This window comes from Paraflavitalea soli, assembly GCF_003555545.1.
In the GTDB taxonomy this organism is placed as follows: Bacteria; Bacteroidota; Bacteroidia; order Chitinophagales; family Chitinophagaceae; genus Paraflavitalea; species Paraflavitalea soli.
Map to the genome: position 1 here is coordinate 7575826 of NZ_CP032157.1, position 23565 is coordinate 7599390.

Below are 23565 nucleotides of genomic sequence, written 5' to 3' on the forward strand. Positions count from 1 at the left end.
GTTATTTTAGTACATTGAAACATGAATAAGAAAGTAGCAGTTTACAGGAAAGAGCATTTCAATGCGGCCCATCGCCTCTTTAATCCCGCCTGGGATATGGCAAAGAACGATGAGGTATTTGGGAAGTGCAATAATCCCAACTTTCATGGCCACAACTATGAATTGGTGGTAAAGCTGGTGGGAGAGCCTGATCCTGTTACTGGTTATGTCATGGACCTCAAATTACTCAGTGACCTGATCAAAGAGGAAGTACTGGAAAAGCTGGATCACAAAAACCTTAACCTGGATACCCCTTTCTTCAAGACCATCAATCCTACTGCGGAGAATATTTGTGTAGTTATTTATGATTTGCTGAGGCCCAGGATCGATGCAAAGTTCGATTTGCAGGTACGATTATATGAAACGGAAAGGAATTTTGTTGAATATCCCATATAAGTGGCGGAGAGCTACCTGCTAAGCAGCCACGTTGGGTAGCAGAGCAACCCGGAACCAACAACGCGAAACACGAAACTATTATAGCCATGGCATATACAAGATCAGAAGAGTACGATGAGAAGATTACTTCAGGCCTCATTGAAACTTACCGCAGCGCCTTGTCTTTGTTGGGTGAAGATCCCAACCGCGAAGGATTAACCAAAACACCGGAGCGCATGGCCAAAGCCATGCAGTTTCTTACCCAGGGTTACAGCCTCGATGCACATGCTATCCTCAACTCTGCCAAGTTCCATGAGAATGTCAGTGAAATGATCATCGTAAAAGATATTGAACTCTATAGCATGTGCGAACACCATATGTTGCCTTTCTATGGTAAAGCACATGTGGCTTATATTCCCAATGGATATATTACCGGCTTAAGTAAAATTGCACGCGTAGTAGATGTATTTGCCCGTCGCTTACAGGTGCAGGAGCGCTTAACCACCCAGATCCGCGATGCCATTAAAGATACCTTACGCCCCTTGGGTGTAGCAGTAGTTATTGAGGCTTCTCACCTTTGCATGATGATGCGTGGTGTACAAAAACAAAACTCTGTGACTACCACGTCAGCATTCTGGGGTGAATTTGAAAAGAATGAAACCCGCAGTGAGTTTACCAAGCTGATTTCCTCCGATCTGCATTAAACCAATATCCGCAGTAGCCATTGGCAGTAGCAAATCGCTTATTTTCAGGCAACGCGCTGCAGACCTATAAATTACCAAAGCGTTAATATTATTTCAAAAATTAGCGTTAGAACAATAAAACGATACAGGTTTTGGTTAGTTAGAGTCTTTGTGGCATTTTTGTTCGTCTAAACCTCTATAGCTAAATATGATGCATGCTTACGTATTTCCTGGCCAGGGATCACAGTTTCCGGGAATGGGAAAAGACCTTTACCGGCTTAGTGTATTTGCAAAAAAGTTATTTGAGCAAGCCAATGAAATATTAGGCTTCCGTATTTCTGATATTATGTTTGAAGGAAGCGAAGAAGAGCTTAAGCAAACCAAGGTTACTCAACCAGCAGTTTTCCTCCACTCTGTCATTGCTTTCAAAGGTATCGATGCCGGCAGACCCGATATGATGGCCGGCCATTCTTTGGGTGAGTTTTCTGCCCTGGTGGCCAGTGGCGCCCTGAGTTTTGAAGACGGCCTAAAGCTGGTAAGTGTGCGCGCACAAGCCATGCAAAAAGCATGTGAGTTGACTCCTTCTACTATGGCTGCTGTATTAGCGCTGGATGATGCTAAAGTAGAGGAAGTATGTGCCGCTATCCAGGCCGAAACCGGCGAGATCGTGGTGCCAGCCAATTACAACTGCCCGGGTCAATTGGTGATCAGCGGATCAGTTAAAGGTATTGAGATCGCTGTAGAGCGTATGAAAGCAGCAGGCGCTAAAAGAGCCCTGGTATTGCCCGTAAGTGGCGCTTTCCACTCCCCCCTGATGGAGCCCGCACGCGAAGAGTTAAAAGCTGCTATCGAAAGCATTACCTTCTACAACCCTACCTGCCCCATTTACCAAAATGTGGTGGCCAAGGCTGTTATTAATAAGGAAGAGATGAAAAAGAACCTGATTGACCAACTCACCGGCGCCGTACGCTGGACGCAGAGCATCCAGGCTATGATTGCCGAGGGCGCTTACCGTTTCACCGAAGTGGGCCCCGGCAAAGTATTGCAGGGATTGATCAATAAGATCGATAAAAAAGTTGAGACCGAAGGTGTTGATTAACAATTGGTAATAAGAACTGGTTATAGATAAAAGCGGTTTTTGTCAAAAACAGGGAAGTCTTGCAACGAAATTATCTTGTCGTTGGTCAAAGTTGAAATTCCCTGCTTATGCGACCGCTTTTATTCTTTTTGTTCCTGGCACTTGCATTCTCCTGCAAAAAAGAAAATAAAATGTGTTGCCTTCCGCCTGATCCCTTTACAATGGATGGAGGTAAATGGATAGAAAAAAGCCAGCGTTTGGATACCCTGGATTTTAATACCCAGGCTTTCTCTTCCAATGAAAGGGTAGTTCAGTTCAAAGCAAGGCCTTATATGGATTTGACTGTTAGTACCGTTTACCCACGTATATATAGTACTATCTATTCCTACTATTTTGAACAGGGATTTATTTACATGAGGAATTTCCTAAGCTCTTCTACCATGTTCGGTAAATATGATTTTACCTGGAGTGCAGACTACAAAAGCTTTACCATTAAGAAGTTCTATGGTCGTGAATCGGTGCCCGATAGGCTGGTATTCGAGCAGTTAAAATGAGATAGCACAATTCATCCACCCATTGTCAATGGTGGCATTGTATTTTTTATAGAAGTTAATGGCTGGCTCATTCCAGTCCAGTACCTGCCATACCATGCCACTGTATTTTTTGTCTTTGGCTTCCTGTAATACCCGTTCAAACAACAACTTGCCCATTCCTTGTCCGCGCACTGCCTCGCTCACCAACAGGTCTTCCAGGTAAAGGCGCTGGCCCTTCCAGGTGGAATAACGGATGTAGTACAAAGCAAAGCCCTGAACGATTTCCTTCCCTCCACCCAAGGGATCGGGGGAGGCCGCTACAAAGGCCCACCATACAGGATTAGGGCCAAAGCCACTTTCCACAAAATGCTCCATTGCTACCGTTACCGCATCCGGCTCTTTTTCAAATACTGCCAGTTCCTGTATCAGCTCCATTAACCGGGGACAGTCTTCTTTTACTGCCCGTCTTATAGTGATGCTCATAAAGCCTGATTTATATCTGCAATAATATCCTGTATATTTTCCATACCAACGCTGATGCGTATCAGCCCATCCGTGATACCGTATTGTTCGCGTTTCTCTTTTGGCACACTGTAGTGTGTCATAGAGGCCGGGTGGCACATGAGCGTATCGCAGGTCCCCAGCGATACAGTACGGGTACACATCCTGAGCCGGTTCATCATATTAATGCCTGCCTGTAAACCGCCTTTCAGTTCAATGCTTAGCATCGCTCCGGGATGGCGCATCTGTTTGGCGGCAATATAATGGTCAGGGTGGTTAGGCAATCCTGTATAATTCACTTTGCTTACCGCTGCATGTCCTTCAAAGAAGCCGGCTACCTCCATGGCATTGTGGCAATGCCGCTCCATCCGTACTTCCAGCGTCTTCATACCATTGACCAGCAGGAAGGCGTCGAAAGGGTTGCTGTTTCCCCCCAGCATCTTATGTACTTTTCCTCCCCAGGTATTCATAAACTCGATATCCCTTCCCAGAAACGCACCGCCAATCGATGTACCATGACCGTTCAGGAATTTGGTAGTGGAATGGATCACAAAGTCTACTCCAAAGCGGAAAGGCTGTTGCAGATAAGGCGTGGCGAAAGTATTGTCGCAGGCAATGATCTTGCCGTATTGTTTACCCAGTTTGGTGAGCGCTTCAATATCCACACATTGCAGCGTGGGGTTGGCCGGTGTTTCCAGGTAGATCATTTTGATGGCAGGATCTGCTTTCAATGCTTCTTCTGCTTTGTTCAGATCACGCAGATCGACGATCACCGCACTGATACCAAAATCAGGCAGCAACTTGTCCATCAATTCCTGTGAACCGCCATACAAAGAATAGTGCGATAGTATCTTATCGCCAGTCTTCAGCGTACTCATGAACAGGGCGCTGATAGCTGCCATGCCAGAGGCCTGCAGATATCCCTTTATAGCAAGTGGATTACCGCTGCCATCCGTAAGGCCAAAGCTTTCCATGGCCGCTATCTTGTCTGCCGCTTCTGTCATCGTGGGATTGCCCCAGCGCGTATAGATATATCCTTTTTCTTCTCCGCTGAAGCGGCGCATGCCTTGTTCTGCGGAGTCATATACAAAAGTAGAGGTAGCAAAGATGGGCGTGAGGTGGGCGTATTGAGGGTCCTGCTCATGACCTCCATGAATAGCGAGGGAGCCGAAACCGGTTAGGGGAAAGTTTTGATCTGCCATTATAAAGGTTGTAAGAAATTAATAAGCCCATTTAACCAACGTGGCGCCCCAGGTAAAGCCGCCGCCAAATGCAGCCAGTACGATATTATCACCTTTGTTCAGTTGCTTTTCCCATTCCCACAGGCAAAGCGGGATGGTGGCAGCCGTAGTATTGCCATAGCGTTGTATGTTCAGCATCACTTTTTCGTGCGAAAGACCCATACGGTCTGCTGTGGCATCGATAATACGTTTATTGGCCTGGTGAGGTACCAGCCAGGCAATATCATCACCCGTAAGCTGGTTGCGTTCCAGCAATTCCGCGCTCACATCAGCCATGCCTTTAACGGCAAATTTAAATACTGCCTGACCTTCCTGGTAGGCATAATGTTCATTATTGGCCACTGTTTCATGGGAAGCGGGGCGCAAAGAACCTCCGGCTTTCATGTGCAGGTAATTGCCGCCCGAGCCATCGCTTCTCAGGATACTGTCCTGTACACCATTGCCATCAGTAGAGGGCTCCAGCAATACAGCGCCGGCGCCATCTCCAAAAATGATACAGGTGGCGCGATCATTATAGTTAACAATAGAGCTCATTTTGTCGGCGCCTACTACTACCACCTTTTTATAACGTCCACTTTCAACCAGGGCAGCGCCCGTGGTGAGTGCATACAAAAAGCCGGAACAGGCAGCCAGCAGGTCAAATCCCCAGGCATTTTTAGCGCCCAGCTTATGACAAGCCAGGTTGGCCGTGGAGGGGAACAGCATATCGGGGGTAACAGTGCCTATGATCATGGCATCTATCTCAGAGGGATCAATGCCTCTCTTCTCGCACAATTGCCTTACTGCCGGTACCACCATATCGGAAGTGGCCAGGCCTTCACCTTTCAGTATCCTCCTTTCACTGATACCAGTGCGCGTACGGATCCATTCATCATTGGTCTCTACCATTTTTTCCAGGTCGAAATTCGTCAGCCTGTCTTCGGGAACATAGCCACCTACCGCAGTGATGGCAGCTGTGATTTTTTGACTCATGCTACTATTATAAATCGCTTTAGATATTGAATAAGAACATTAAAGAGTGGGCAAAATTAGGGAAAAGAGTCAATAGTCTGGAATTCAGGGCCTGAGGGCCGCCGCTTTAAACCCTCCACAATTTGACGCCCGTCCGGCAAGATCATAATAAATAAGTAATCCGGGAATTATCACCGTCGTCCGTCAAGCATCCTACTTTACGGCCGAGTCATGTCTGTAAAGGGTTTTAGCCATGCCTTGGCACAGGCTTTGCCAACCGTACCCCTGTCAATACCTTGAAACCTGCTACCCATTTCACGGTACTAACGGCAATTCTAAGTTCTAAATCAGGAATCCGGAATCATTTTTCCCTTATTTTCGCAGCCATGATTGCGTTTATACGGGGCAATTTCGCATACAAGACACCCACAGTAGTGCATTTGGAGGCCAATGGAGTAGGGTATGAACTGAATATCAGCCTTCATACTTACTCGGCCATACAGGAGCTTGAAAAGGGGCTATTGTACACGTACCTGCATATTCGTGAAGATGCCCACATCTTATATGGCTTCTCGGAGGTGGCGGAAAAAGAGTTGTTCATGATGCTCATCAGTGTCTCTGGCGTAGGTGCAGCAACAGCAAGGATGATGTTGTCTTCGTTGAAGCCCGATGAAATTGTGCGGGCCATTGCCAATGGGAATACCAAACAACTGGAGAGTATCAAAGGCATTGGTAGAAAATCAGCCGAACGTATCGTACTGGAATTGAGGGATAAAATAAGCAAGACCACCTGGGACGCAAATATTTCCCCCTTGAAAAACAATACGTTGGAACAGGATGCGTTAAATGCTCTGATGGCACTGGGTATCCCCCGGGCCGCCGGTGAACAAGCTGTTCAAAAAGTAATCAAAGCTCAGCCGGACCTCGCCGTAGTAGAAGATATTATCAAGAAAGCGTTAAAAACACTCTAAGCCTATCGCAAACGGAATTCTACCTTACTAATTCTTGGAGAAAAAAGATTGGTCCGCACATTCAACCACATTAGACTTACAGCCTTATGTAGCGCTGCTTTGTTAGTCCTGTGCTGTTCTACAGCCATGGCTTTTCAGGCGCCTGTCCAGGCACCCCCCCAGCGAGTCCCGCAAGACACGCTGAAGTATCCTATTCATGACCGTCGCGGCGATAAATACTCCAATCCCACCAGGAGCGCATTCGACCTGAAAGACCCTGTAAACATTACAGACTCAGTAATCTACGACCCCAAGACCAAGCAGTATTACATCATTGAAAAGATCGGTACCTTCTATTACCGTAAACCTACTTACCTCACTTTTGACGAGTTCATGCAATTGCAGGCCCGCAAAATGGAAGTAGATTATTTTAAGAAGCGCTCGAATATCCTCAGCAGCCTCAACAAGAAACTGCTGAAGCCTAAGATGTCGGTTACTGATAACCTGTTCAACCGCATATTTGGCAATGGTAAAGTAGAGATCAGGCCCCAGGGTGAGGTCAACATCATTGCCGGTTACCAGGGACAGAATATTAAAAACCCGGCACTGCCCGAAAGAGCACGCAGGAACGGTGGCTTTGATTTCGACATGAATGCCAACCTGAGTGTGATCGGGAATATCGGAGATAAACTGAAACTACCCATCAATTACAATACCCTGGCCAATTTTGACTTTGATAATCAACTGAAACTGGACTATACGGGTACTGAAGATGAGATCATTAAAAGGATTGAGGCAGGTAATATCGCCTTCTCCTCCAAAGGCTCCCTCATCCCCGGGGCCCAGCAATTATTTGGTATCAAAACCCAGCTGCAGTTCGGAAAGCTGTTTGTGACTGGCGTATTGGCCAACCAGCGTTCCCAAAGACAATCTTTGGGATTACAGGGCGGATCGTCCAATATGGCATTTGAGTTCAAGGCCAATGATTATGAGGAAAATCGTCACTTCCTGCTGGCCCAGTATTTCCGGAACAACTACAACAAGGCCATGTCCAACCTGCCCGTGGTGAACTCGCAGATCCAGATCATGCGGATGGAAGTATGGGTAACCAACCGCAATGGCTCTACTACTGAGACCAGGGATATCGTGGGTTTGATGGACCTCGGTGAGCCCAATCCCTATAATACAACATTAGGCCCAGGCACCGAATTCCCACCCAATGGCGCGCCCGCTAACCGGGTGAATGGCCTTTACCAACGATTGTGGGAGGATCCCGTAAGCCGGCGTTCTTCCTCCGTTACCGGTAAATTGGCTTCCATGGGATTGCGTGCCGTACAGGATTTTGAAAAGACATTTGCCCGCAAGCTCAATCCTTCAGATTATTATTTTAACCCACAGGTGGGTTTCTTGTCATTAAGCCAACCCCTGCAACCAGATGAAGTATTAGGTGTTGCCTTTCAGTATAGCTATAACGGAAAGATCTTCCAGGTAGGGGAATTCTCCCAGGATGTACCGCCCGATACAACGGCGGCCGTATCCGGTACCCAGAAAGTATTGTTCCTCAAATTGCTGAAAGCCACTTCCCAACGTACCAACCTGCCTTTGTGGGAGCTGATGATGAAGAATGTCTATTCCCTGAAATCCGCCGATGGAAGCTACTTGTCCAGCATACAGCCGGGCGATTTCAAACTGAATGTCTTATACGAACAACCCAGCCTCGGTAAAAAACGTTTCCTGCCGGAGGGGGATAAAACAGGCGTGCCGCTGATCAATGTCCTCAACCTGGACCGGCTCAATGCACGAAATGACCCGTTACCCGACGGGGTGTTTGACTATATAGAAGGATTCACCGTCATTTCACAGCAGGCCCGCATCATCTTTCCTTTCCTCGAGCCTTTTGGCCGTGACCTGGAACAGCAGGCCTTTGCTACCAGTTCACAGGACATAAAACAGAAATATGTTTACTACCCGTTATATGATACGATCAAGGAAATAGCCAAGACCTACGCCAACCTCGACCGCTATATCATTCAGGGTTCGGCCAAAGGCAATTCCAGTTCTGAGATTCAATTGGGAGCCTTCAATGTGCCGCAGGGCTCTGTGAGTGTTACAGCAGGAGGACAGACATTGAGAGAGAACGTAGACTATTCGGTCGATTATAACCTGGGTACAGTAAAGATCCTCAACCAGGCAATCCTGAATTCAGGACTGCCAGTCAATGTGCAATTCGAGAACAATGGCGGGTTCGGTATTCAAAACCGGAACTTCCTGGGGCTAAGGCTGGATTATATGGCCAAAACTACTGCCCGGGAATCCCTCCAGATAGGAGCCACCATGGTACGCCTGGCCGAAAGACCTTTCTTCACCAAGACCGGTTACAACGAAGACCCTATCCGCAATACCATGTATGGGGTTGACTTCAACTATCGTACAGAAGCGCCCCGTCTTACCCATTGGCTGAATAAATTACCTTTTTACAATAGCACCGAGATGAGTACCATCACCGCTTATGGTGAAGCTGCTTATCTGAAACCCGGCCACCCCAAGCAGATCGGTGAAGGTCGCAGCGGATTGATCTTTATTGATGACTTTGAAGGCGCCCGCAATGCCATTGACCTCCGGTTCCCGCTGGTCAACTGGGGCCTGGCTTCCACCCCCGCCGGCAATGGCCTGTTCCCGGAAGCCGACCTGCGCGATTCATTGCCTTATGGTATGAACAGGGCTAAAATAGCCTGGTATAATATTGAACCCGTATTACAGGACAAGCGGGCTGCCAACAACCCTATCCGTTCCAATCCGCCTGCCGGAGGCGCTGATGCAGAGTTTACCGATCCCCGCGTACGCCCCGTAAATGTGACGCAGATCTATCCCAACCGCACACCCGATTTTGGCCAGGCCCAACTGGTTACTTTCGATATGGCCTATTATCCTACTGATAAAGGGCCTTATAACTTTGATGCCATCAATGTTACCAGCGATGGTAAACTGCAGAACCCCGAAAAAAGATGGGGTGGTATCATGCGTGGCATTGACCAGGTGGATTTTGAGACCGGCAACGTAGAGTTCATTGAATTCTGGCTGCAGGATCCCTACCTGAAAAATCCGGGCAGCAATGGCGGTCAATTGTATTTCAACCTGGGTAATATATCAGAAGATGTATTGAAAGATGGCAAACGTTTCTTTGAGAACGGTATCAGCGGCGCGGTGACCAAGGCACTGGAAGATTCTGCCACCAAATGGGGTAAGGTACCTGCCAACCCCATTCAGGTAACCCAGGCCTTCAGTAATGACCCTGCCGACAGGCCATTGCAGGATGCCGGTTTCGATGGCCTGGATGATGAGGCCGAGCGCAGGAAATTCCAGAATTACCTGAGCCAGCTGGCAGCCAACTTTGGCGTTAACTCAGCCATCTACCAAAAAGCTGTACAAGACCCTGCCAACGATAACTTCCTGAATTATCGTGATCAGGCCTATGATGCCTCTAAAACAGGTATCCTGGGTCGTTACAAGCAGGTCAATAGCCCGCAAGGCAATTCACCCGTAGCCAGTTCCGGCTCTGAATTTGTGAGCGCCTTTACACTGTATCCCGACCAGGAAGAGTTTAACCGCGATAATACACTCAATGAGCTGGAAGAATACTTTGAGTACAAGGTAGAGTTGAAAAGAAATGAGTTTCTCGTAGGCCACAACTTTATTACAGATAGCATTGGCTTTACCCCCAGTGGCGGCATGCACGAAACCTGGTACTTGTTCCGTATACCGGTGGCCGGATACCAAAATAAAGTGGGTAATATTCCCGACTTTAAATCCATTCGTTTTATCCGGATGTACCTGACTGGTTTTACCGATTCAGTAGTATTGCGTTTTGCCAAACTGGAACTGGTGCGTAACCAATGGAGACGTTTCAATTACGAGTTAGATACCACAGGTCAGTATGTTACTATTCCGCCTACCTCATCTACCAGCTTCAAGCAACTGGCTGTTAACATTGAAGAAAACAGTTCCCGTAAACCAATACCTTATAGAACACCGCCCGGCGTTGTACGCCAGCAGCAGCTGAGTAATAACAATGTGAACATATTGCTGAATGAGCAGTCATTGAGCTTACAGGTATGTGGGTTGCCTATCAAGGAAACAAGGGGTGTGTTCAAGACCATGAACCTCGACCTTCGTCAATATGGCCGCCTGCAGATGTATATCCACGCAGAGTCTGTTAACTCCAGTTCTGATATCAAGGATGGTGAATTGTATGGGGTGATCAGGTTGGGTAATGACCTTATCAATAACTTTTATGAAGTACGGATCCCATTAAAGATGACGCCGTGGAATACCAACTCGGATGACCTGATTTGGCCTTCCCAGAATGAACTGGACCTTGAGTTGGAAAAACTGATCAAGTTGAAAGTGGTCCGTAACAATACCGGCTCTAATATTACTTATTTCAAACAAACCGAAGCGGATGGTAAAGAATACGCCATCCTCGGAAATCCTAACCTGGGTGAAGTGCGTGTAATGTTTGCCGGTGTGGAAAATCGTCATCGCGAACTGGCTTGTACGGAAGTCTGGATCAATGAGCTTAGGCTGAGTGAGCTGAATGAGAAAGGCGCCTGGGCTGCATTGGGCCGCATCGATTTTAAGCTGGCCGACCTGGGTACTTTGTATCTTTCCGGAAGCGCCCGCAGTACCGGTTTTGGTACCCTGGAGCAAAGGATCAATGAACGTTCGCGCGACGATTTCAGCCAGTTTGATGTAGCCACACAACTGGAACTGGGTAAACTGCTGCCTCAAAAAGCAGGCATCTCTATTCCATTCTATGCCAGCTATTCCAAAACGGTAAGTACGCCTCAATACGATCCATATGACCTGGACATCAAACTGAAGGATAAGATAAAAGCCGCTCCCGGAAATCAGAAAGACTCTATCCGCAATGATGCCGTGGATATAAAGACCATTAAGTCGGTCAATTTCACCAATGTGAAAAAGAACAATACCAGCGGTAAAAAGCAGCAGATATGGAGTATTGAGAATATTGATGTCAGTTATTCTTATTATAAAGAAGAGCAGCACAACCCGCTGATTGAAAACAATGAGCTCACCCGCCATCGTGCAGGGCTTGGTTATAACTATTCTTCCACGCCCAAATATTGGGAGCCTGCCAAAAGACTGTTCAAGTCCAAATCACCCTGGCTGGCCATTATCAAGGATTTTAATATCAACCCGATGCCATCCTTATTGGGCCTGCGCTTTGATGTGAACCGCCAGTTTGGTGCTTACCGTCCACGCAATGTGGGTGAACCGAAAGGAAGTTTACCGGAGACCTATGATAAGTTCTTCACCTTTGATCGTGTCTATAACCTCCGTTGGGATCTTACCCGGTCTTTCAATGTGGATTTCACCGCTACCAACAAAGCGTGGATCGATGAAGACAGCGGACGGCTGGATAAGGCAGAGCGCAAGCGTATGTGGGACAACCTGTGGAAGGGCGGCCGTACCATTTCCTATACGCAAACAGCGAACTTCTCTTATACGTTGCCCACTGGTAAAATACCTCTGCTGGACTGGACTACCATAAGAGCCAACTATGTAGCATCATTCAACTGGATAGGGGCTTCACTCATTGCCCGCAACCTGGGCAATACCATTTCCAATACCCAGCAAAAGGGGTTGAATGCAGAACTTGACTTTACGCGTTTGTACAGTAAATCGAGGTTGCTGCGCGCCTTTGACGAGGAGGGTGCTCCGGCCCCCGCACCTGTTGATCCCAATGCCAATAAGCAGGATACGACCGGCAAGAAAAAGCGGGTAAAAAGAGACCGCAGTCAGCCCCTGCAATTAAGTAATGGGGTGAAATTTGCCGGCCGGTTCCTCACCATGCTGAAACGTATGAACCTGCAGTATGCAGAAAATGCCAGCGCCACCATCTTTGGTTATACAGATAGTACTAAGGTGATCGGCATGAATTTTAAATCCATGGCGCCGGGCCTGGGCTTCGTCTTTGGCAGGCAGCCCGATACCACCTTTATCAATACCATGGCCAAAAAAGGATGGCTGACTTCCGATTCGCTGTTCAACTTCCAGAACATGCAGGATTATTCGCAGAAGATTACCATCAATGCGCAACTGATGCCTATCCGTGATCTTACCATCGACATTAATCTCGATAAGAGTTTTGGTAAAAACTACCGTGAACTGTATAAGGATACTACCGGTACAGGATTACACTTTAGCCGCCTGGCGCCCTATACGGCAGGTAGTTTCAGTGTAAGCTGGATTGCCTTCAAAACGCTGTTTACACCAGTGAACCCCAATGAGGTATCTGAAACATTCCAGAAGTTTGAGAGTAACCGGATCATTCTTTCCAAACGACTGGCAGAACAGAATCCCTACTGGCAGGGCCTGCCCGCTAACGAAAAGATACAGTCGGATGGCTATTATACAGGTTATAACCGCTATGCAATAGACGTATTGATACCTTCCTTTATTGCAGCCTATACAGGAAAGGATCCCAACAGCGTAGCCCTCATTAAACAAAGCAATCCGAATATCCGTTCCAATCCATTCTCTGGTATCATTCCTAAACCCAATTGGGGGCTTACCTATACCGGGTTGACCCGTATACCAGGCATGGAGAAAATTTTTACCAGCTTTACACTCTCACACCGGTACAACAGCCAGTTGAGTATGAATAGTTATAACTCATCATTGTTGTACCAGGATCGGTTTGCGCTTGCTTATCCGAGCTTTATTGATTCTACTTCCGGCAATTATGTCCCTTATTTCCTGGTGCCCAATATCACGATTGGGGAACGTTTTGAACCACTGATCGATTTTGATATGCAGTTCACCAACCAGGTGACTGCCAGGTTTGGTTTCAAGAAATCAAGGCAATTGAGTTTAAGTCTTATCGACTACCAACTCAGCGAATCCCGCTCTACAGAGTTTGAGATTGGAGCCGGTTATCGTAAGCGTGGTCTGTTCTCTTTCATTAAATGGAAAGGCAAGCCAATGGACAATGATGCCAGTTTCCGCCTCGACTTTAGTATCCGCGATGATATCACCGCCAATAGCCGCCTGGATCAAACGCAGACATTGCCTACCGCAGGGCAAAAAGTAGTCTTTATCAATCCCACTATTGATTACGTGATCAGTAACCGGGTTAATATCAAACTGTACTTTGAGCAACGGCGTGTAATACCTAAAATATCCACTTCACCTCCCATCACCAATACCAAGGCAGGGGTTCAAATACGTATATCACTGGCTCAGTAAGCGTTTTCATACCCCCAACTTGTACGTTCAATTCCCCAAGTATGAGAATTGCATAAGAGTTTTTGATCCGCTGGGCTGGGGTGGATCAAGACAGTTTAATACGTATTCATCACAAAAAAATCATGTATGAAAAAGTTAATCGTTGCTGCTTTCTTATTGGTAAGCGCTACGGGCTTTGCACAAACCTTTCAATTGGGGATAAAAGGTGGCGTTAATATCAGCAACTTTACCGGGGGAGATTTTAAGAATCTCGATAAGAAAGCTTTGGTAGGGTTTCATGGTGGCGGTTTTGTTACCTTCTGGCTGGGTGATCACCTGGGCTTGCAACCAGAAGTATTGTTCTCTTCCCAAGGGGCTAAACTGGACAATGCAGGTACAAAAGAAAACTTAAAGGTCTCTTACATCAATGTACCTGTTATGTTGAAGTATCGCTTTACCGGTGGATTTTATCTGGAAGCAGGTCCGCAGATCGGATTTAAAGTAGACGAAAATACCGATAACCAGCAGATAGGTACATTTGCTAAGAGTACCGATCTCTCCATTGCTGGTGGATTGGGTTTTCATAGCGATATGGGATTGGGTATCGGAGCCCGTTATACGGCTGGCCTTTCGAAAGTAGGCGATTTTGATGCGGGGAATATTGATCCCGATTTCAAGAATGGGGTGATACAGATCAGTCTGTTTTATACCTTATTCAACAACAATAAGAAATAATTGTAAACAGCAAGGCCGCCTTCGAAGGCGGCCTTGCTGTTAGATAAGTAGATATATTCAATAAGCTTTGCTTAATTGTTGTGATTGGTTTATTACCTGGTGCTTCGTCCCTGTTGTTGATCACCGGGGCCGCTTTTCTTCAGTAACATGACATAGCCGCACAGTTTCTTTTTCTTCTTATTGATCTGCACCGGCTTGATCATATGGTATTCTGTAAACTGGGGAACATACGTGTAACTAACGATGTTCCCATCTATATCTCCCCATTGATTCCTTTTGTAAACCACCTGCTTCTCATTCCAATCGTACATACGTACTTCATAGAGCCTGGAAGTAGGGTCGCCAATGAATATGAACTGGTAGCCCGTACCCTGGTTCATGGGCATTACAATGGGCATTTCATATTCGCTTTCCATAACCATGGAGGCTTCGCGCAAAACAGTATAGCCCTGGCCAGTATACAATTGCTTCAGACTGTCTACAATGTGCTGATAAGGATTGCCTCCCTCACAGCTTTGCTGCTTAATGACATCTTGCGCCAATAAAGAATGGGTGGAAAAAAGGAGTAAGACGGGCAGTATGGTCTTACATAGGGTCTTAACCATAAAAGGACGGTTTTTATTAGGGATGTGGATTACGATTCCTATCAAAAATACTCAAATCATCCAGAAATCACAATCCCTCCCAAGATTTTCCTGGGTGCTACTAATTTGCTTGTAAATCAATCAGTTATTGCTCTTTATACAGGTACATGGAGTTAGCCTGCGCTGTACAGGTCAATACCAGGTCATTGATACAGACATGTGGCGGAAGGGTGGCAGTATAATATACCACATCGGCCACATCGCCGGCAGTTAATGGCTCATATCCCTCATATACCTTGCGTGCCTGTTCTTCATCACCCTTGAAGCGTACCGTGGAAAATTCCGTGTCTGCGGCGCCCGGGTGAACAGCTGTTACCTTGATCTTGTGGCGCAGCAAGTCGATACGCATCGCCTGGGAAATTGCATTCACTGCATGTTTCGTAGCGCAATAAGTGTTCCCTTTTTCATAAACCTCCTTTCCTGCTGTAGAACCGATATTGATAATATGCCCTTTGCGGCGTTCTATCATGTTGGGAATCAAAGCTTTCGTTACATATAGCAATCCTTTGAGATTGGTATCGATCATATTCTCCCAATCATCTATAGAAGCTTCGTCGAAATAATCCCTGCCCAATGCCAGCCCTGCATTGTTGATCAACACATCAACAGCCTTCCAGGCAGCCGGCAATTGCTCTATAGCCTCAAAAGCAGCTTTCCTGCTGCGTACATCAAAGCAGAGCGCAATGACCTCAATACCATAAGTACTGGTTAACGTATTCTTTACTTCCTGGAGCCGGTCTGCCCGGCGGCCGGTTATGATGAGGTTGTACCGGTTGGTAGCAAATTTAATGGCGAGCGCTTTTCCAAAACCTGAGGTAGCGCCGGTGATCAGTGCTATAGAAGACATGGGCTTGTTTTTAAGGCTGCAAGCTAATACAAAGTCAGGAAGACGGGAAAGTCGGGAAGTCCGGAAGAGGCTTACTTTTCAACATCAATGTTTACCGGCTTTCGGACTTCCGGTCTTTCGGACTATCTAAGCAGCATTGCTATACCTTTTTTGATCACCGTCTTACCGGTATAATCCTTCCCCTTTACTTCCCATACATACATGCCGGAATCCTGCGGTTTGCCGCCCAGCCTGCCATCCCATCCCATTCCATGTTGAGAGGTTTGAAATACCATTTGGCCCCAGCGGTTGAATACCCTGAAATATTCCATCTGCGTAATACCTACCGGTATCGGGCGCAGCCTGTTATTCTGCGAACCATCGGGGCGGAAAGCATTGGGCACAAATATTTGTGGGTTGGTTCGGAATACCTTGATGTTGATAGTGTCCAGATCATAGCAGCCTTCGGGTGTATAGGCCTTTAACTGGTAGGTGAAGCTATTACTTAAATTGGCAATAGGATCTTTGATATCATTCCTGTTAAGATAGGTAGGCGGTGTCCACTCATAGAGATTGGCGCCCGTGCCATTCAGTTGTAGCGGTTCTCCAATAACTACAGCAGTATCATTACCGGCAAAGGCGAATAATTGCTTGAGTACATTGACCAACACGGTATCTTTCTTTGGCTTGGGGCAGCCCAGGTTATCCCATACCGTCAATACATAGTTTGTGGGTATCCGCGGGAAGGCACGTGGATTGAGTATATTGGGATTACTTAAGGTATTGATGGGAGCCCACTCAAACCTGTTACCAATAATAGAAGCATGGAGACTGGCTGTATCACCATAACAGATGGTGGTATCTCCGCCTGCCCTGGAGGTAGGATAAGGCACTGTTCTTACCTGCACATCATCCCTCGATGAACATTTACCGATCTCTGCTACCACCGAATACGTAGTGAACTGGTCGGTAGGTGATACCAGTGGATTTTTGGCAGTAATATCACTGATCGGGCTGGGTGATGGATTGGTGCTCCAGGTAAATTTAAGCCCATCCCCCGCTGGTCTTAACTGGATAGTATCAGTGAGGCAAATGGTGATGGGCCCGCCCAGCTCAAGCGTAACAACCGGCACCACGCGTACCTGTACCGTGTCTTCACTTATACAGCCGTTCTCGTCCAGCTGCACATGATAAGTGGTAGTGGTCTTGGGAAATACCAAAGGATCGGGTGTATTGGTACGTAATATTTGCACCAGCGGCGTCCAGCTGAATATACCATTCCCTGCTGCATGCAGCTGCAGCGTATCCTGCACCAGCGCATTACTGCAAATAAGCGTATCCTTAAAGGCCAGGGTGATCGGAGGTTTATCGCGTATATCTGCATTCAGCGTAATGGTGTCTATACACCCCTTGTTGCTTTCCACGATCAATTCTACCGGCTTTTGTCCTATCGTGCTGTATTGCCAGGAAGGTGATTTCACATGTGATGTATCGTCCTGGGTGGTTTCATCACCAAAATTCCATCGCCATTTGCTGGCAAAGCCATACCGTGAGGTGGTCAGGTCGTTGAACTGAATGGGCTTTAACAGGCAGGTACCTGTAATGCTGAAATTGGGAAAAAAGCCCGGGTATACTTTTGCGAGCGTAGTAGTAGAGTCTACACACTGACCGGCCAATATTACCTTCAGCTTGATGGTATAGGTGCCGGTATCAGCAAACAAGTGCTGCACCCTTCCTTCCACATCGGATGTAGTATCTGCTTTTGTATTGTCTCCGTATTGCCATATATACACCGAATTGGCAGGATTTACCTGTTCATTCCTGAAGGTCACCAGGAAGTCATCGCAATACGAATAATCAGGCTTCAGCAATGCTTTGAGGGGTATACAATCCGCCACGCGGATATGGATATCTTTCCGGTGTATATTGATCAGGATATTGTCCCGGTATTCATAAGCGCAGGCCGTTACTACATATTGCCCTTCCACACTGGGTGCTGTACCCGACAGTAACCCGGTGGCGCTATTGATCGATACATTGAAACCCAATGGAGCCGATCCACTATAAGGCGACCGGTAGGGAATGGAGCTATAGGGTGGGGGGGCGGAAGGATCAGGCTGGGCGCAGGTTAAACAACTGGCGCCGCCGGTACTTCCCGGACCGCCGCCATTGTAGGCATTGCAGAGCCGGTAAACAATTGAATCTCCATCCGGGTCGTTGGCCGAGAAATCGAAGGTAAAGGCCGATCCAAAACAAATGGCCACAGCATCATTAGGGTTAAAAAGCGGACTGGAATTCTTGTAGGCAGCGCGGGTTACGCCGGCAATAGTACCTGGAATATCGCATTTATAGGTAGCTCCGTAGTCATTACTACGGGCCGGCATATTCTTAATATCCTGTATGCGGCAACACCGCTGAAAGGCGATGGTATATCCCGCAGCTGAAACGGGCAGATCGATCGTTGTTTCAAAATACCGCAATAGGTAGCAAACGTCCTGGGGTGGATTGCTGATGCAGGGGTTGGAATTGGGGTCATATACTATCCGTTCCGACCTTGACAGGTTCACTTTAAAGTTCATGAACATCGAGTTATCAGCCCGGCTGAACACCGTAAACGGCTGTACGGTCTCCAGTTGCCCTCCCTGGGCATTACAATCCACATACAATTTTAAGGTAACAATGTACCGGGACATGGTAGCCGTAGAATTGAGGCTGTCGTACCGGTAATACATTTCTCCCCCCCTTACGTGTGCAGCAAGCAATGGCTGGATAAGGCAGGATAGAAATAGAAATATTAAAAAGAATTTCTTCATGTAATAGCCTGCTCCCTACAGCAGTTTAGTGAACAAATTCATAGCCCTGCCAGAAAATCGAGCAGGAACTTGTTACTTGCCTCCTGCTCTTCCAGCATACCCATATGGCCGGAATGTTGGAGCAGATTGATATATGACAACGAAGGCAGGTAACTCTGTTGCATCACATGATCCACTGGTATCGCTGTATCATATTCACCTGCAATGAACAATACAGGCCAGGTAGATTTTTCCAATACGTTTGTCCGGTCCGGACGGGCCATCATCGACCTGTAATATTGTACGAGCGATTCAGTAGAAAAGTTGGAATACCGGTCAATAATTTCCCCTACCACCTCCGGCTTTTCCTGTTTAAAAGCAGCAGAGAACATATTGGGAGTGGTTTGCTGAATAAACAGGGCCGCCCCGTGCTGCAGCATGAATTCTATGCCCTTTTGCCGGGTGGCCTTCTTTTCTTCACTGTCGGCATAGGCTGTAGAGTGGAACAGGCCAATGCCTGCCAGTTGTTCGGGGTATTTTTCGGCAAAAGCCAGGGTTACATATCCTCCCATACTGTGGCCGATCATTACAAAAGACTCACCAGCCTGTACTTCATCGTCCAGGATCTGCTTTACCGAGGCTGCCAGCCCTTCCATGCTCATATCCTCACTGCTGCCCGACCGGCCGCTTCCCGGCAGATCGGGTATGATCAACCGGTAATGTTCCTGGAGCACACCTGTCTGGTGCTGCCAGATGGTGCTATCTTCTGCAAAGCCGTGCAACAAAACCACGGGTTTGCCGGCTCCCGTTACCTGGTAAAAGAGTGGCCGGCCATCAATATCTATGAACTTCTCGGTTGCTGCCATGGGAAATGTTTTTTCTATTTACGACGATGCCATGACCGGACAAGGATCAGGCCAAGGATAGGAATGATAGCAGGGTTTAATGCCTGGGGTAATACAAGCCAGGCGGCGCCCAATAGTACAGTGAGCACACAAATTGCCTGGAAATAAGTTTTTACCCATTTCTTGCCGCGGTGCATGACAAATACCACGGGCAGGTGGGTGGGCAATGCCCATAAGAGATTCCAGTTATTACGGCAAACTGTATCTACCCTGATCAGCCAAAGGGTGGCCAGCAATACCCCCAATAAACCCAGCAGCAAAAAAAAGGTAATATCAAAGATCCGTAACAGGGTTGACGACGAATTGCCTTTTAGGATCGATAGAGCAGTAATAAATATGAATAAAGCGGCAAACAATACAAAGGGTGTGAACCAGCTGGCCTCCCCTTCGGGATGGGATGGGATGGTAAGAACAGTTTGTGTGGACGCTACCAGTGGCTTATTGCCCGTGCTGGCGCTGTCAAATCCTTTCAGGAGGTAATCCGGCAGGAACATCGCCGTCTGGTTAGTAACCTTTTTATCGAGGTTAGCACCCAGCAATATATCAATGCCAAATTTGCTCCAGGGCTGATGGCCTTTATCGAGGTAGTTGTGCAGCAGGTTGCGGAAGCTGGGAATCTTGGCTGGCAAGATATTCCTGAATACAACAGGCTGCGCCGTATTGTTAACCACCATATCGCGGGCGCGGGTAGTACAGTTGTCCTGGTGGAAATAATAATAGTAGTGGCGGTTTTGTTCCTGCACATTATCCCGCAGCGCATTGAATAGCTTCTTTTTTTCGGCGCAGGATAGCTGGAGCACTTGTTCAATAACACCCCGCTGCTCGCGTTTGTACTCTTCTACAAAATCGCTGAACGGATACGCTGAAACGGTATACAGCATTAACCCCCGGGTAAAATCCCAATAAAACTTAGTAGGATCGCTATCATCGAAAGTGCCGTAATTAAACACTACATCCATGCCCGTGGCGGCATCTTTTGCCCGTATGGCCGTATGTCCAAAAGTAGAATACAACTCTGCGCCCGGGCTGCAGGTGAGCAGGCTGATCTGCAGGTTACAGGAATCTGTTTGAGAAAAGGCGTTGCGTGAAAGGAACAACGTAAACAGGAAGATCAATACAACCCTGGATAATGGCATGGACCGTAATTTCCCGAAAGATAATAAAAGAAGGAGTAAAGTTGATATGTTGAAAAGTTAACTGGTTAACAAGTTGATAAGACCTCTGTTAAGCGTCTTATCAACCTGTCAACCTGGTGATCAGTTAACTATCTGCTGTAGTTGGGGGCTTCCCGTGTAATTTCAATATCGTGGGCGTGGCTTTCTTTCATACCTGCATTGGTAATGCGTACAAATTGTGCCTGCTGCAATGCTTTAATGTCTTTGGCGCCGCAATAGCCCATACCCGAGCGAAGGCCGCCAACATATTGGTAAACGATCTCACTTAAGCTGCCCTTAAAGGCTACCCGGCCTTCAATACCTTCCGGAACAAACTTCTTTACATCATCTTCCACATCCTGGAAGTAGCGGTCGCCGCTGCCCTGGCTCATCGCGCCGATGGAACCCATGCCGCGGTATTGCTTAAATTTCCTTCCTTCGTAAATGATGGTTTCACCAGGGCTTTCTTCCGTACCGGCAAATACACTGCCCATCATCACCAGGTTAGCGCCGGCCGCCAGGGCCTTCACCATATCACCGGTGTAACGGATACCACCATCTGCAATAAGGGGAATGCCTTTCTTCTGCAATACAGAGGCTGCTTCCATAATGGCGGTGATCTGCGGCATACCTGAACCCGCTACAATACGGGTAGTACAGATAGAACCGGGACCAATGCCCACTTTTACGGCGTCTGCTCCTGCTTCTGCCAATGCTTTGGCGCCGGCCGCTGTGCCGATATTACCGGCTATTACCTGTAGTTTTTTGAAATTCTTTTTAACCGCTTTCAATGCTTCAATAACACCCTTGCTATGACCATGCGCACTGTCAAGACACACAATGTCTACTCCGATCTGTTGCAGGGCTGAGGCTCTGTCGAGCAGGTCGCGGGTAATGCCCAGGGCTGCGCCGGTAAGTAAGCGGCCATAAGAATCTTTTACTGCGTTGGGATAGCTTTGCAGTTGCAGGATATCGCGGTAGGTGATCAGGCCAATCAGCGTACCATCCTTCCTGATGACCGGTAATTTTTCAATCTTGTGCTGGCGAAGAATAGTTCCAGCTTTTTTCATATCAGTTCCTTCTGGCGCCGTGATCAATTCCCTTGTCATCACTTCACTTACTTTACGGGCGAGAGCTGTTTCGAAGCGCAGATCGCGGTTGGTGAGAATACCTACCAGCTTTTTTCCATTGTTGACGATGGGGATGCCACCGATCTTATTTTCTTTCATCAGGCGCAGGGCATCGCCGATGGTAGCTTCTTCATGTAAGGTAATAGGGTCCAGGATCAGTCCGCTTTCACTGCGTTTTACCTTGCGTACCTGTTCGGCCTGCTTTTCAATGCTCATGTTTTTGTGCAGGATACCGAGGCCGCCTTCACGTGCCAGGGCAATAGCAAGGTTGGCTTCTGTTACAGTGTCCATAGCAGAAGAAAGCATGGGTGTATTGAGGGTGATCGCTTTGGTAAGTTGGGTGCGGATGTCTACTTCGCGGGGCAATACTTGCGAATACGCAGGAACCAGTAAAACGTCATCGAACGTTAAACCTTCACCAAAAAACTTACTTGAACTGGGGGAATTTGTCCGGAGTGCGGTATTTCTTGTTGCCATGTGCAAAGGTAGGGTAACAGTTCAATATGCTCCAAAAGATTTTTTTTAAATCTTCGCAAACCCTTGCTCACAAAGGGTTTGATTGTTTTCTGGCAGAAAGTTAGTAAAATGTTAATAGCGCAATACACTATTTACCTGGTCAATTTATATCTTTTTCCTGGCAGGCATTGAAGGAGGCCCTGTAATTCCATATTAAGGATTGCGGCAGCAATCGTACTGCTGCTGAGACCGCTGTGTAGATTGAGCTCATCAATATGCACCGTTTCATGTTGGGCAATTATTTGCGCCAGTTTTTGTTCATCAGGTGTCAGCTCCACAAACAGGTCTTGCTGTGCAGCAGGTGCGCGCCGGTGCTGATCTGCCCATCCCATCAGTTCAATAAATTCCTGTGTATCCGTAAGCAGCATGGCCTTATTGCTTCGGATGAGGTAATTGCAGCCGGCGCTTTTGGGGTCCGTCACCTTACCGGGCCAGGCAAATACATCCTTGTTGTAACTGTTGGCCAGCTCCGCAGTGATCATGCTGCCTCCCTTAATGCCTGTCTCTACCACGATGGTAGCATCACTCATGCCTGCTACGATGCGGTTGCGGGCTGGGAAATTGTGCTTATCTGGTTTCGTATTGCTACAGAACTCCGTCAGCAACCCGCCTCCCTGTTTGATCATGTCTTTGGCCAGTTGCGTATGCTGCGCAGGATAGATCGTATCCAGCCCATGGCCCAACACACCTACAGTGGGCAGGCTGTTCCTGATAGCTGCTTTGTGCGCCAGTGCATCGATGCCAAAAGCCAGGCCGCTGACAATAAGGACCTCCTTTTCGGAGAGTTCTCTCACCAACTTTTCCGTGATAAACTTGCCATAATCCGAATGGCTGCGGGTACCGATAATGGCTACTACACGCGCTGCATTGAGGTTGGCGCCTCCCCGGTAAAACAACAGGGTAGGAGCATCGTAACAATGCAATAAGCGTTGTGGATAATCGGGATCAGTGATGAATAGTGACCGGATCTTGTATTTTTCAATAAAGGCAATCTCCTTTTCAGCTGCTTCAAAACCCGTGAACTGATGAATAGCGGCCGCTCTTACAGCGCCAATGCCTTCTATCTTTTCCAGTTGGGCAGGGCGTGCTTTAAATATGGCGGCAGCCGTGCCAAAATGTTCCGCAAGGGTTTTAGCATGTACAAGGCCGATATGCGGCACATGCCCCAGGGCAAGCTGATATAACAGGTCGTTTTTCATAGCATGAACTCAGGCTATGAATATATGCAATATTTCAATATGTGAGGACTGCTTTTAAGCGATAC

Annotated in this window: 17 protein-coding genes; 7 read left to right on the forward strand and 10 right to left on the reverse strand. The window is 47.4% G+C overall.

What is annotated here, in order from left to right; genetic code table 11:
• Positions 1–21 precede the first annotated feature (21 nt).
• The 4 genes from D3H65_RS29220 (at position 22) to D3H65_RS29235 (ending at position 2729) form a co-directional block, all read left to right on the forward strand.
• Positions 22–435, forward strand: a complete 414-nt coding sequence (locus D3H65_RS29220) for a 6-pyruvoyl trahydropterin synthase family protein (RefSeq protein WP_119053693.1) — start codon at positions 22–24, stop codon at positions 433–435.
• 86 nt (positions 436–521) lie between these two features.
• Positions 522–1118 (forward strand): GTP cyclohydrolase I FolE, encoded by a 597-nt coding sequence (gene folE, locus D3H65_RS29225; RefSeq protein ID WP_119053694.1) that lies wholly within the window; start codon positions 522–524, stop codon positions 1116–1118.
• A 187-nt stretch (positions 1119–1305) separates the two neighbouring features.
• Complete coding sequence (gene fabD, locus D3H65_RS29230; protein WP_211345570.1) at positions 1306–2196, forward strand: ACP S-malonyltransferase; 891 nt, start codon at positions 1306–1308, stop codon at positions 2194–2196.
• A 107-nt stretch (positions 2197–2303) separates the two neighbouring features.
• A complete protein-coding gene (locus tag D3H65_RS29235; RefSeq protein WP_162915871.1) occupies positions 2304–2729 on the forward strand; it encodes a hypothetical protein in 426 nt (141 codons plus the stop codon).
• On the opposite strand, the gene D3H65_RS29240 is transcribed toward D3H65_RS29235, so the two are convergent.
• The 3 genes from D3H65_RS29240 to D3H65_RS29250 are packed head-to-tail and all read right to left on the reverse strand — an operon-like array spanning position 2721 to position 5422.
• The gene (locus tag D3H65_RS29240; protein WP_119053696.1) at positions 2721–3191 is read right to left on the reverse strand and encodes a GNAT family N-acetyltransferase; all 471 of its coding nucleotides are present in this window, start codon (positions 3189–3191) and stop codon (positions 2721–2723) included. The genes D3H65_RS29235 and D3H65_RS29240 overlap by 9 nt on opposite strands.
• Positions 3188–4411 (reverse strand): trans-sulfuration enzyme family protein, encoded by a 1224-nt coding sequence (locus D3H65_RS29245; protein ID WP_119053697.1) that lies wholly within the window; start codon positions 4409–4411, stop codon positions 3188–3190. Before D3H65_RS29245 ends, D3H65_RS29240 begins: the two co-directional genes overlap by 4 nt.
• An 18-nt stretch (positions 4412–4429) precedes the next feature.
• Positions 4430–5422, reverse strand: a complete 993-nt coding sequence (locus D3H65_RS29250) for a beta-ketoacyl-ACP synthase III (protein ID WP_119053698.1) — start codon at positions 5420–5422, stop codon at positions 4430–4432.
• A 365-nt stretch (positions 5423–5787) separates the two neighbouring features.
• Here D3H65_RS29250 and ruvA point away from each other — a divergent pair, with 365 nt between their 5' ends.
• From ruvA to D3H65_RS29265, 3 genes are all read left to right on the forward strand, one after another.
• Complete coding sequence (ruvA, locus tag D3H65_RS29255) at positions 5788–6372, forward strand: Holliday junction branch migration protein RuvA (RefSeq protein ID WP_119053699.1); 585 nt, start codon at positions 5788–5790, stop codon at positions 6370–6372.
• Positions 6373–6471: 99 nt separating this feature from the next.
• Complete coding sequence (sov, locus tag D3H65_RS29260) at positions 6472–13620, forward strand: T9SS outer membrane translocon Sov/SprA (protein ID WP_245999615.1); 7149 nt, start codon at positions 6472–6474, stop codon at positions 13618–13620.
• 126 nt (positions 13621–13746) lie between these two features.
• The gene (locus tag D3H65_RS29265; protein WP_119053701.1) at positions 13747–14334 is read left to right on the forward strand and encodes a porin family protein; all 588 of its coding nucleotides are present in this window, start codon (positions 13747–13749) and stop codon (positions 14332–14334) included.
• A 92-nt stretch (positions 14335–14426) separates the two neighbouring features.
• On the opposite strand, the gene D3H65_RS29270 is transcribed toward D3H65_RS29265, so the two are convergent.
• The 7 genes from D3H65_RS29270 to dprA form a co-directional block, all read right to left on the reverse strand.
• Complete coding sequence (locus D3H65_RS29270; RefSeq protein WP_119053702.1) at positions 14427–14939, reverse strand: hypothetical protein; 513 nt, start codon at positions 14937–14939, stop codon at positions 14427–14429.
• A 124-nt stretch (positions 14940–15063) separates the two neighbouring features.
• On the reverse strand, positions 15064–15825 hold the full coding sequence (locus D3H65_RS29275) for an SDR family NAD(P)-dependent oxidoreductase (protein WP_119053703.1): 762 nt from the start codon (positions 15823–15825) through the stop codon (positions 15064–15066).
• 122 nt (positions 15826–15947) lie between these two features.
• On the reverse strand, positions 15948–18617 hold the full coding sequence (locus D3H65_RS29280) for a PKD domain-containing protein (RefSeq protein WP_119053704.1): 2670 nt from the start codon (positions 18615–18617) through the stop codon (positions 15948–15950).
• A 38-nt stretch (positions 18618–18655) separates the two neighbouring features.
• A complete protein-coding gene (locus D3H65_RS29285; RefSeq protein ID WP_119053705.1) occupies positions 18656–19462 on the reverse strand; it encodes an alpha/beta fold hydrolase in 807 nt (268 codons plus the stop codon).
• Positions 19463–19476: 14 nt separating this feature from the next.
• On the reverse strand, positions 19477–20637 hold the full coding sequence (locus D3H65_RS29290) for an Lnb N-terminal periplasmic domain-containing protein (protein WP_119053706.1): 1161 nt from the start codon (positions 20635–20637) through the stop codon (positions 19477–19479).
• Between the two features lie 128 nt (positions 20638–20765).
• The gene (gene guaB, locus D3H65_RS29295; protein ID WP_119053707.1) at positions 20766–22262 is read right to left on the reverse strand and encodes an IMP dehydrogenase; all 1497 of its coding nucleotides are present in this window, start codon (positions 22260–22262) and stop codon (positions 20766–20768) included.
• A 131-nt stretch (positions 22263–22393) separates the two neighbouring features.
• Positions 22394–23500, reverse strand: coding sequence for a DNA-processing protein DprA (gene dprA / locus D3H65_RS29300; protein WP_119053708.1), 1107 nt, complete (start codon positions 23498–23500; stop codon positions 22394–22396).
• Positions 23501–23565: the final 65 nt, after the last annotated feature.